General features: G+C 76.5%; 9 protein-coding genes. 6 read left to right on the plus strand and 3 right to left on the minus strand.

Annotated elements, in window-relative coordinates; translation table 11 throughout:
- The first annotated feature begins 57 nt into the window (after positions 1–57).
- The 3 genes from ACFWEK_RS13200 to ACFWEK_RS13210 are packed head-to-tail and all read left to right on the plus strand — an operon-like array spanning position 58 to position 2,628.
- Positions 58–1,212, plus strand: a complete 1,155-nt coding sequence (locus ACFWEK_RS13200) for an asparagine synthase-related protein (RefSeq protein WP_430554340.1) — start codon at positions 58–60, stop codon at positions 1,210–1,212.
- Positions 1,213–1,235: 23 nt separating this feature from the next.
- Entirely contained in the window at positions 1,236–1,649 is a 414-nt protein-coding gene (locus tag ACFWEK_RS13205; RefSeq protein WP_430554341.1) for a lasso peptide biosynthesis B2 protein, read from the plus strand.
- 1 nt (position 1,650) lies between these two features.
- On the plus strand, positions 1,651–2,628 hold the full coding sequence (locus tag ACFWEK_RS13210) for a hypothetical protein (protein WP_430554342.1): 978 nt from the start codon (positions 1,651–1,653) through the stop codon (positions 2,626–2,628).
- Here the strand turns inward: ACFWEK_RS13210 and ACFWEK_RS13215 are convergent.
- Positions 2,559–4,448 carry an ABC transporter ATP-binding protein gene (locus tag ACFWEK_RS13215; protein WP_430547304.1) on the minus strand — a complete coding sequence of 630 codons (1,890 nt, stop codon included), beginning with the start codon at positions 4,446–4,448 and terminating at the stop codon, positions 2,559–2,561. The genes ACFWEK_RS13210 and ACFWEK_RS13215 overlap by 70 nt on opposite strands.
- Positions 4,449–4,586: 138 nt before the next feature.
- Between ACFWEK_RS13215 and ACFWEK_RS13220 the strand changes: the two genes are divergently transcribed.
- Positions 4,587–5,762, plus strand: a complete 1,176-nt coding sequence (locus tag ACFWEK_RS13220; RefSeq protein WP_430554343.1) for a nucleotidyltransferase family protein — start codon at positions 4,587–4,589, stop codon at positions 5,760–5,762.
- Here ACFWEK_RS13220 and ACFWEK_RS13225 read toward each other — a convergent pair.
- Positions 5,729–6,370, minus strand: a complete 642-nt coding sequence (locus tag ACFWEK_RS13225) for a phosphatase PAP2 family protein (protein ID WP_430554344.1) — start codon at positions 6,368–6,370, stop codon at positions 5,729–5,731. The genes ACFWEK_RS13220 and ACFWEK_RS13225 overlap by 34 nt on opposite strands.
- 22 nt (positions 6,371–6,392) lie before the next feature.
- The gene (gene lhgO, locus ACFWEK_RS13230) at positions 6,393–7,604 is read right to left on the minus strand and encodes an L-2-hydroxyglutarate oxidase (RefSeq protein ID WP_430547307.1); all 1,212 of its coding nucleotides are present in this window, start codon (positions 7,602–7,604) and stop codon (positions 6,393–6,395) included.
- Positions 7,605–7,804: 200 nt separating this feature from the next.
- Here lhgO and ACFWEK_RS13235 point away from each other — a divergent pair, with 200 nt between their 5' ends.
- Together ACFWEK_RS13235 and ACFWEK_RS13240 are read left to right on the plus strand one after the other, a co-directional pair.
- On the plus strand, positions 7,805–8,377 hold the full coding sequence (locus ACFWEK_RS13235) for a DUF4190 domain-containing protein (RefSeq protein WP_430554345.1): 573 nt from the start codon (positions 7,805–7,807) through the stop codon (positions 8,375–8,377).
- A 135-nt stretch (positions 8,378–8,512) separates the two neighbouring features.
- Positions 8,513–10,631 (plus strand): endo-1,4-beta-xylanase (locus ACFWEK_RS13240; protein ID WP_430554346.1); only part of this gene is annotated, 2,119 nt, incomplete at its 3' end.

Below are 10,631 nucleotides of genomic sequence, written 5' to 3' on the forward strand. Positions count from 1 at the left end.
CCTCCGGTGTCCTCAGCGCACTCCCCGCAGCGTCCCCCCGAGCAGCCTGGAACGACGATGACGTCCTTCTACCGCCCGACGGCCTTCGAGGTCGCCGCGTGCTGGCTGCCCGGGCTGGTGCCCGACCCTGTGCCGGCGACTCCCCGCGAGGGCGGGAGCCCGCTGGAAGCGATCAAGACGTCCGTGCGCCGCGCCTCCGGCGGGCGCCCGGTGGCCGTCACCTTCTCGGGCGGACGGGACTCGTCCGCCGTGCTCGCCGTCGCGACCGCCGTCGCCCGCGAGGACGGGAACCCCGACCCGGTGCCCGTCACGTTCCGCTACCCCGGGGTCGCGGAGGCGGACGAGTCCGCGTGGCAGGAGTCGGTCGTGCGGCACCTCGGGCTCTCCACGTGGCGGCGGATCGACGTCGGAGGCGAGAACGACCTGCTGGGCGACGCGGCGCGGGAGAGCCTGGTGCGCCGGGGGCTGCTCTTCCCCGCCACCATGCACGTGAAGGACGCGATGCTGCGCGAGCTGCGAGGGCATGTGGTGCTGACGGGGGAGGGCGGCGACGAGGTGCTCGGCGACCGCCGCTCCCGGGCCCTGCTGAGGGTCGCGCGAGGCCGGGGGAGGGCGGGGACCCCCCGCCGGGCCGCCCTGGACTCGCTGCTGCCCGCGCGGCGGTGGCGCGAGCGCACCGCCGCGGCGCGCAGCACGGCGGCGCTCACCTGGCTCGGGCGCGAGACGACGGCTCGGCTCGCCGACGAGATCGCGCGCGACGCCGCGGCCGAGCCCCTGTCGTACGCACGCGGCCTGCGCTGGCTGCGCCGGAGGCGCGCGAGCCGGGTCTTCCTGGACACGTTCGGTCAGGTGGCCGCCGAGCACGACGTCGTGCTCGCCCACCCGCTGCTGGACGACGAATTCCTCGGGGCGCTCGGCGCGGCTCACCCGTGGGGCTTCCCCGACCGCACCGCGGGCATGCGCGCCGTCTTCGGCACGCTGCTGCCGGACGCCGTGTGCGCCCGGTCCGACAAGGCGTCGTTCAACCGCGCGTACCTGGGCAGCGCGACGCGCGACTTCGCCCGCCGGTGGGGCGGGGACGGCGTCGACGCCGCGCTGGTCGACGTCGACGGGCTCCGCGCCGCGTGGCTGTCCGGCTTCCCGCCCGGTCCGACGAGCCTGCTGCTGCAGCAGGCGTGGCTGGCGTCCGTCGGGGCGGAGCCGGTCCGGTGACCCCGTCCGGGGTGTGGCGCCGGGTGAGCGCCGTCCCGCTGGCGCTCCGGCTCCTGGGCGCCCTGCTTCTGCTCGAGCGCCGGCTGCGGCGGTGGGACGTGGCGCGCGTCGCCCGGCGGTACGACCTCACCCTGCTGGCGTCCGCCGAGCCTGCGTCCGGCGACCTCGACCCCGGCGCGCTGGACGACGCGGAACGGCGACGGCTCCGCGTCCTGCGGCGGGTGCTGCGGCTGCCCGGCGTGAACGGCACCTGCCTGCGCTCGGCGATCCTCGCCGGCCGGCTGCTGCGCCACCGTCGTCCCGCGCTCGTGCTGGGCGTCGCCAAGGCGGGTGGCGTCGTGCGGGCGCACGCCTGGCTGCGCATCGACGACAAGGACCTCGACCTGGACCGCGGCACGGGCTTCCGGCCGCTCGCGGTCCCCACCCAGGGAGCGTGACATGGACCGCCAGCTGCTGTACGGCCTGATCGTGGAGGCGCCCTTCGACCTGCACCAGGACCGGGCGGAGGAGGGCGCGGCCCGGGCCGACGTCGTGGTCGCCGCCGGCCCGGGCACCGACCAGCGCACCGCCCCCGACGGGCGGCCGGTCCTGCACCACGAGCTGGCCGGGGACCCCTGGTACACGGCCTGGGACCTGGGCGCCGACGGCTACCTGCTCCGGTTCCACGAGGCGTGCGACTTCGAGGTGTCGGCCGACCTGCGCCACGTCGTGCTGCGGGAGGCGGGCGGCGTCGACCCCGGGCTGAGCCGGGTGCTCACCACCGGCGGGATGCTCGCGTTCCAGCTGTACCTGCGCGGCGAGGCGGTGCTGCACGCGAGCGCGGTGGAGGACGACGACGGCGTGGTGGCGTTCGTCGGCTACTCGGGCATGGGCAAGTCGACGATGGCGACCTTGCTGTGCGCGGAGGGGGCCGCCCTCGTCACCGACGACGTGCTGCGCCTGGACCGCGGCGACGACGGCTTCGCGGCCCGGCTGGGTGCCACGGAGGTGCGGCTGCGCAAGGGTGCCGACACGCTGGCCGAGCGGTTCGCCGCGCGGGCGCCCGGCCGCCGCGTGAGCGCCGACGCCCGGCACGTGCTGCAGCTCGGCGCGGGAGCGCGCGACCGCCGCCCGCTGCGCGCGATCGTCGTGCCGCAGCCCGACCGTGCCGGCGGGGAGCTCGTCGTGCGCCGACGGACGGGCACCGCGGCGCTCTTCGAGCTGTTGCACTACCCGCGGCTGCACGGCTGGCTGGACGAGCGCGTGCAGAGCGCCCACCTGCGCCATCTCGCTGACGTCGCCCGCACCGTCCCCGTGCTGGTGGCGGACGTCCCGTGGGGGCCGCCGTTCGCGCCGGGGCTGGGCGCTCAGGTCCTCCGGTCGGTGGGCGAGGCCTCGGCGCGCCCGTTGGTCGGGGCCGACGCGGCGTCCAGGTAGGACCGGGCCTGGACCGTGAACATCTCCGCGTAGGCGCCGTCGAGGGCCATCAGCTCGTCGTGCGAGCCCTGCTCGACCACCACGCCGTCGTCGAGCACGACGATGCGGTCCGCCGAGCGCACGGTGGAGAAGCGGTGCGACACGAAGAGCGCGGTCCGCCCGTCGAGCGTGGCCCGCAGCGACGAGAACAGGTCGTGCTCCGCGAGCGGGTCCATCGCGGCGGTCGGCTCGTCGAGGATGACGAGCGCCGCGTCCCGGTAGAAGGCCCGGGCGATCGCGACCCGCTGCCACTGGCCGCCGGAGAGCTCCGTGCCGCCGGGGAACATGCGCGACAACCGCGACTCGTAGCCGTCGGGCAGGCCGGCGAGCGCGGCGTCCACGCCGGCGACCCGGGCCGCACGCCGTACCCGCTCGTGGTCGACCGGGACGTCGGGTCGGCCGAGGGCGATGTTCCACGTGGCCGTGTACGCGTAGTGGACGAAGTCCTGGAAGATCACCGCCACCTGGGGGCGCACGGCCGCGCCGCGCATCCCGGACAGCGGCCGGTCGCCCCACAGGACGGTGCCCGACGTCGGCTCGTACAGGCCGCCGAGGAGCTTGGCGAGGGTGGTCTTGCCGGAGCCGTTGGCGCCCACCAGGGCCACGACCTCGCCGGGGCGCAGCGCGAGGTCCACGTCGCGCAGCGCCGGTCGCCGCGAGCCCGGGTAGGTGAAGGAGACACCACGGGCGAAGACGCCCGGGAAGGCGGCCGGCGGCTCCTCGCTCCCGGTGGCCGCGCGCGCTGCGGCCCGCCCGTCGGTGAGGAACGCGTGCACGTCGTCGAGGAACAGCCCCGACTCGAAGATCTGCTGGACGCCGCCGAAGATGCCCTGGATCTGCCCCTGGAGCATCCGGACCGCGACCACGGCGGCCCCCGCCTCGGAGAACGTCACCTCGCCGCGCGTGATGAGCCAGGCCAGCACCAGCAGCACGCCCGCGAGCACGACGGCCGCGGCGAGGTTGCCCGCGCCGTTCGTCAGCGCCCGGCGCCGCACGTGGCGGGCGAGGTCGGCCAGGTACGTGCCGTACAGCTCGCGGTAGCGCGCCTGCAGCCACGGGGCCGACTGGAAGGCGCGGATCTCCTTGGCCTCGTCCCGGCTGCTCTGCACGTAGTTGGTGTAGATGCGCTCGCGCTCGTTGGTCGTCTGCGCCACCTTGAACGCGAACTCCAGCCTGCCCTCGCGTCGGCCCGTGACCAGCAGGGGCAGGCCGCCGAGCGCGAGCAGCGGGAGCAGCACGGGGTGCAGCGCGACCAGCGCGGCGCCCACGCCGACCGTGGCGATCGACGACCCGAGGAGGTCGAACATCCCCTGGGTGACCTGGAACGGCCTCGAGAGCGCGTTGACGCGGACCCGCTGCAGACGGTCGTAGAAGGCAGGCGACTCGAAGTGCTCGAGCGGGACGCTCGTCGCGACCTCCTGCACGTCCTCGGCCATCAGTCGCGCCACGTGCTCGCCGAGCACCCGGCGTGCCGAGGCCTGGAGCCCGCCGGCGACCGAGGCGAGACCGGTCAGGGCGGCCAGGGCGAGGACCGGTCCGGTGACCGCCGCGACGCCGCTCGTGCCGTCGGCGAGCGCGAGCAGCACGTCGAGCAGCGCGGAGACGACGAGCACCTGGCCTGCCAGCGCCCCCGCGACGAGGACCTGGAGGACCAGCATCGCGACGAACAGGGGCCGGCTCGCGCGCCAGGACACCTGCAAGGAGCCGCCGAGCAGGCGCAGCAGGCGGCGTCCCCTGCGCTCGTCGCTCTCCGGCGTCCCGCCCACCGCGCTGTCTGCCACCGACCGCTCCGTCCTCCGCCGGGGCCCGGCCCGGCCTCACACACGCTAGCTGCGCCGGGGCGGCAGGAGGACGGTCCGGGCGAGAATTCGCCCGCTGCCGACGCCCCACCGTCGCCGAGCGCTCCCTATCCTGCCGGGATGGGGGCACGACCGACGGTGCGCCGCCCGCTGGCGCAGATCCTGCTCGACTCCGTCGCGCCCTCCGATCGTCCGCCGCCGGGCGCGACGCCCGTCCCCCTCGACGGCATACGGCTCGAGCTCCTGGCCGACGCCGCCCAGGACCACCGGATCCTGCCCGCGGTGGCGAAGCACGTCGCGGGCCGCCCGGACTGCCCCGAGCCGTGGCGTGCGCCGCTGCGGCGCGCTCGCGACGAGCAGGTCGTGCGCCACCTGGGGGCGCTCGCCGAGCTGGCCGTCCTGGGTGCGGCGCTCGACCGCGCCGGGGTGCCGTGGGTGGTGGCCAAGGGGCCGGCGGCGGCCGCGCTCTGGCCCTCGCCGGACATGCGGGAGTACTACGACCTCGACCTGTACGTGCCGCGGGCAGGCTTCCGGGCGGCGGTCGAGGCGCTGGACGCCGCAGGCTGCACGGGCGTCGACCGCAACTGGCCCCTCATGGCGCGCGAGCGGCGCGCGGAGTACGCGATGCGCGGGCCCCTCGGCGTGCACCTCGACCTGCACTGGGACTTCGCCGTGCCGCACGGGCTGCGTCGCAGCTTCCGCACCGACCCCGAGGCGATGATCGCCCGGCGCCGCACGGTGGCGCTGGGCGGCGGACGGGACGTCCCGACGTTCGACCCGGTCGACTCGGTCCTGGTCCTGGCGTTCCACGCGGCTCAGGCGGGTGCGGGGCGGCTCCTGTGGCTCGTCGACGTCGCCGGCGCCGTCGCGGCGTGCGACGGCGCGCGGCAGGAGGTCGGCCCGCGTGCCCGGGCCATGCGGATCGATGCGCCGGTGGCGCTCGTCGTCGACCGCGCCGCGCGGGTGCTCGGTGGCCCGGGCGGTGGGTCGCTCGGCGGCACGGGGCTGCGGGCACCGAGCGCGCTGCGGGGCGCCGCCGCCGCGCTCGACCGCCGCCGCGGCGTCCCCGACCTGCCCGGCGACCCGCACCGCGGCGGCCGGCTCTACACCGCCGCCCGGCCGGGGGCATGGGGGACGGCGACGGCCCTGGTAGGGCACGCCGTCGCGCAACGCCGGATCGAGCGTGCGCTCCGGCGGGGGCTGCCCGACGCCGGGGAGAAGGCGCTGCGCCTCGACGTCCCGGACGCGCGGGCCCGGGAGGACTACCTCCGGTTCGTCGACTCGGGCGTCGGCTGACCGTCTCGCGAGCCCGGCCGGCTCGCCAGCACCGCCCACGGCGCGCCGACCCCGACCAGCAGCAGGGCTCCCACGACGTCGCTGGGCCGGTGCGCCTGGGTCGCGACGTTGGCCCACGCGGCCAGGAGCACGGAGGTCGCGAGCGTCGCCGTCACCCACCCGCCCGGGCGGCGACCGAGCAGGAGGACCACGGCGACGCACGAGGCCGCGAGCGTCGCCGTGTGGGCGCTCGGGAAGGTGTTGTGGAGGTAGCCGTGGGCACCCAGGAAGGGCCGGGGCAGGACGACGTCCCGCAGGACGGTCGCCAGGCCGAGGACGAGGAGCGGGAGACCGCCCACGACGAGGGCGCGCCCGCCCGCTCGCCGCCGCACCGCCACGACGAGGACCGCGACGAGGACGCCCGCGGCGACGACCGGCAGGAGCGCGCGCACCAGACGCGCTGCGCCGGCGAGGATCGGCTCGGGCGCGGTCAGGAGCGCGAGACCCGCGACGTCCGCGCGCTGTCCCGGCTCGGTCAGCACCGCCAGCGCGAAGAGGGCGGCGAGCAGGCCGGCCGACGTGGCGGACACGGCGAGCGCGACCGGGCCGCGGCGTCGTCGGTCGGTCACCCGGCCCGCCGTCCCGGGCGCGTCACCCGATGGCCGCCATGGTGCGGTCCAGCTCCGCCTCGACGTGCCGCGCGATCTCCAGCGACGCGGTGGCGGCGGGCGAGGGCGCGTTGATGACGTGCACCTGCCGGGGCGCGGTGCGCACGAGGAAGTCGTCCACCAGCCGCCCGTCGCGGTGCAGCGCCTGCGCGCGGACGCCGGCCGGGGCGGGGTGCAGGTCGTCGGCGGTGGTGCCGGGCAGCAGCCGTGCGACGGAGGCGGCGAACAGCGTGCGAGAGGCGGAGCGGGCCACCTCGGCCGCGCCGGGTACGAGGTTGCGCCCGGCGAGCCGCCAGAGGCCGGGCCAGGAGGCGGCGTCGACGACGTCGCGCCAGGCGACGTCGCGCCGCCGGTAGCCCTCGCGCGCGAGGGCGAGGACGGCGTTGGGCCCGGCGTGCACGTCGCCGTGCACGCCGCGGGTGAGGTGCACGCCCAGGAACGGGAACCGCGGGTCGGGCACGGGGTAGACGAGGCCGCGCACGCGGTCGGCGGCGCGCGGGGCGAGGTCGAAGTACTCGCCGCGGAACGGCACGATGCGGGCCCCGGGGTCGACGCCGCAGGCCTGCGCCAGCCGGTCGGCGTGCAGGCCGCCGCACACGACGAGGGCGTCGGCGACCAGCTCGTACCCGGCGCGGCTGCCCACCTCCTCGACGTCGGCCCGGACCTGCGTGCCCACCGTGCGCGCGCCGCGCAGCGCGCGGCCGAGCAGCACGACCCCGCCCGCGTCGCGCACCTGGCGCGCGAGGACGGCGCACACGGCGCGGTAGTCGACGACGCCCGTGGACTCGACCCGCAGGGCGCCGACGCACGCGATCTCGGGCTCGTGCTCGCGCGCCTCGACGGGGTCCAGCTCGCGCACGGGCACGCCGTTGGCGGCCCCGCGCTCCGCGAGGGTGCGCAGCCGGTCGCGCTCTCCGGCGTCGGTCGCCACGACGAGCTTGCCGGTGACGGCGACGGGCACGTCGTGCTCGGCGGCGAACCGCGTCATGGACGCGGCGCCCGCCGTGCCGAGCCGGGCCTTGAGGCTGCCCGGCGCGTAGTACAGCCCGGAGTGGATGACGCCGGAGTTGCGGCCCGTCTGGTGACAGGAGAGCTCGCGCTCCTTCTCGAGGACGGTCACGTCGTCGCCGCGGCGCGCGAGCCGTGCGGCCGTCGCGAGCCCGATGATCCCACCCCCGACGACGACGACCCGCATGCTGCCTCCTCCGGCCGATGGTGGCGGGCCGGGTCCCTGTCCGGCCCGCCGCTCTCAGGATGTCAGCCCCGGTGCGGCGCGGGGAGGGGTCCCCCGGGTGAACGGTGAGGTGAACCCGCCTGCGCCCGCGTCCTCCGGCATAGTGGGAGGAGCGGGGGCGGCCTGCCCGGCCGTCGCGCCTCGCCGACGAGGAGGAACCCATGACTCACGACGACGGCACGCAGCCGGACCTGGGCGAGCCGCGGCCCGACTCCCCCGGGGCGGCCACGCCGACCGGCGGGGCGGAGCCGCCCCCGGGCCCGTACCAGCAGCCCGAGCCGCGGCCCCAGCCCGGGTACCCGCCGGGCTACGGGGAGCCCGGCTACCCCCCGCCGGGCGTGCCGCAGCCCGGGGACGCGGGCCCGGCTCCGGCGCCGCCGCAGGGGTACCCGCAGCAGCCGTACGCCCAGCCGTACCCGCAGGGGCAGTACGCCCCGCCGTACGCGCCGTCGGCGGGCACGGACGGGTGGTCGATCGCGGCGCTGGTCACGGGCATCCTCGGCCTGGCGGTGATCCCGATCGTGCTGGGGATCATCGGCCTGTCGCGGGTCAACCGCACGGGCCAGCAGGGCAAGGGGCTGGCGATCGCCGGCATCGTGCTGGGCGCGGTCGGGGTCGTCGTGTGGATCCTGGTCCTCGTCTTCGCGGTCGCGCTGGTCTCCCAGCTCGACCCGAGCGACTTCGAGTCGTTCGACGTGTCGATGGCGCTGCCGCTCGCGCTCCCGGGCGCCTGAGAGGAAGTTTCGTTCAACCGTTGCTCCTAATGCCGTCGGAGCCCTACGGTGTCCCCGACGGCGCGCCGACGCGCCGTCGGCCCCGGGCGTCGGCCGAGCCGCCGCCAGGGCCCCACCGATCGCGAGGGAGCGACGATGAGGCAGCGGGTGAGACGGGCGGTCGCCGGTGCGGCGGCCGCGGCGGTGATGGTGAGCGGCGCGGTGGTGACCGGTGTCGTGGGCGCGAGCATGGCGGCGGGGGACGACCCCGTCGTTCTCGAAAACGATTTCGACACGGCGTACGAGCCGTGGGGCCCGCGGGGCGCGGTGACGCTCGAGATCTCGGACGACGCGCGGACGGGCGCCGGGGCGCTGTCCGTCACCGGGCGGACGGCCGAGTGGAACGGGCCGGCGACCGCCGTCGACGGGCTGTTCGCCGCCGGAGGCGACTACGACGTCGAGGCCTGGGTGAAGCTCCCGGCGGGGACGGCGGGCAGCGCGGCCGTGCACTTCACGGTCCAGGAGACGTCGGCCGCGGGCGACGCGTACACCTGGGTGGGCGGCGCCGTCGACGCGACCGCCGACGGCTGGGTGCGCGTCGGCGGCTCCTACACGATGCCGTCGGGCCTCACGGCCGCCCAGCTCTACGTCGAGGCGGCGCCGGTCGGCGGCGCGCACCCGTCGTTCCTCGTGGACGACCTCGTCGTCACGGGCGCCGAGCGCACGTCCCCGCCGGTGCAGGACCTCACCGGCGTCAAGGAGACGGTCGACTTCCCCGTCGGCGTGGCGATCGACGAGCGCGAGACCACGGGCGAGGCGTCGGAGCTGCTGCTGCGGCACTTCGACCAGATCACGGCCGAGAACGGCATGAAGGTGGAGGCCTGGTACGACGCCGAGCACCGGTTCCGGCCGAGCCCCGACGCCGCCGCGCTCATGGACTACGCCGTGACGAACGACCTGCGCGTGTACGGGCACGTCCTGGCCTGGCACAGCCAGACGCCGGACTGGTTCTTCCAGGCCGAGGACGGCACGCCGCTGACCACGTCCGAGGCGGACCAGGAGCTCCTGCGTGAGCGGCTGCGCACGCACATCTTCTCCGTCGCCGGGTGGATGTCGGACACCTACGGCGAGTTCGGCGGCGGCGAGAACCCGGTCGCCGCGTTCGACGTCGTCAACGAGGTGGTGAACGACGGCGCGACGAGCGACCCGGACGACGGCCTGCGGCGCAGCGAGTGGTACCGGATCCTCGGCGAGGGCTTCATCGACCTCGCCTTCGAGTACGCGGACGAGGCGTTCAACGACACGTACGCGGCCGAGGGCACGGACCGGCCGGTCACGCTCTTCATCAACGACTACAACACCGAGCAGTCGGGCAAGCAGGACCGCTATCACGCGCTCGTCGAGCGCCTGCTGGCCCGCGGCGTGCCGGTGGACGGCGTCGGCCACCAGTTCCACGTGTCGCTGTCCACGCCGGTCAGCGCGCTGGCCACCGCGCTCGACCGGTTCGCCGACCTGGGCGTCACGCAGGCCGTGACCGAGCTCGACGTGGGGATCGGCAACCCCGCGACCGACGCCAACCTCGTCGACCAGGGCTACTGGTTCCGCGACGCGTTCCGGGTGTTCCGCGAGCGGGCGGACGGCCTGTTCAGCGTCACGGTGTGGGGGCTCACGGACGACCGGTCGTGGCGCGACGACGGCGGCCCGCTCCTGTTCGACGGCGACCGCCAGGCCAAGCCGGCGTACCACGGCGCCGTCGACGGCGACGTCCCCGCGCGGCTGAAGTCGGCCGGCGTGTTCGCCGGCGACGTGCCGCTCGACGGCGACGCCACGACGTCGCCCGTGTGGGACCGGCTGCCGCGGCACACGATCCAGGCGGACGACGGCAGCGGCGAGCCCGTGGCCGACTTCCAGCTGCGCTGGGCGGCCGACCACCTCACCGCGCAGGTGCGGGTGACCGACGCCGACCCGGACGACGCGGACGCCGTGACGTTCGACGTCGACGGCGCGACGACCACGGTCGCGCGGGACGGCACGGTGACCGGGCCGGACGGCGCGGCCGCCGTCGTCGAGCCGTCCGACGACGGGTACGTCGTCGTCGCGCACCTGCCGCTGGCGGGCGCCGTCGAGGGCGGCACCGCGGGCCTGGACGTCCGCGTCTCCGACGGCGCGACGACGTCCGGCTGGAACACCCCGGCTGCCCAGCTCGCCGGGGCGAGCACATGCGGATGGTCGATGCGCAACGCCTGTTCGCGGACGAACCGCAGCAGGGTGTGGG

Origin of the sequence: Isoptericola sp. NPDC060257, assembly GCF_042726645.1 — a bacterium.
Lineage (GTDB): Bacteria > Actinomycetota > Actinomycetes > Actinomycetales > Cellulomonadaceae > Isoptericola > Isoptericola nanjingensis.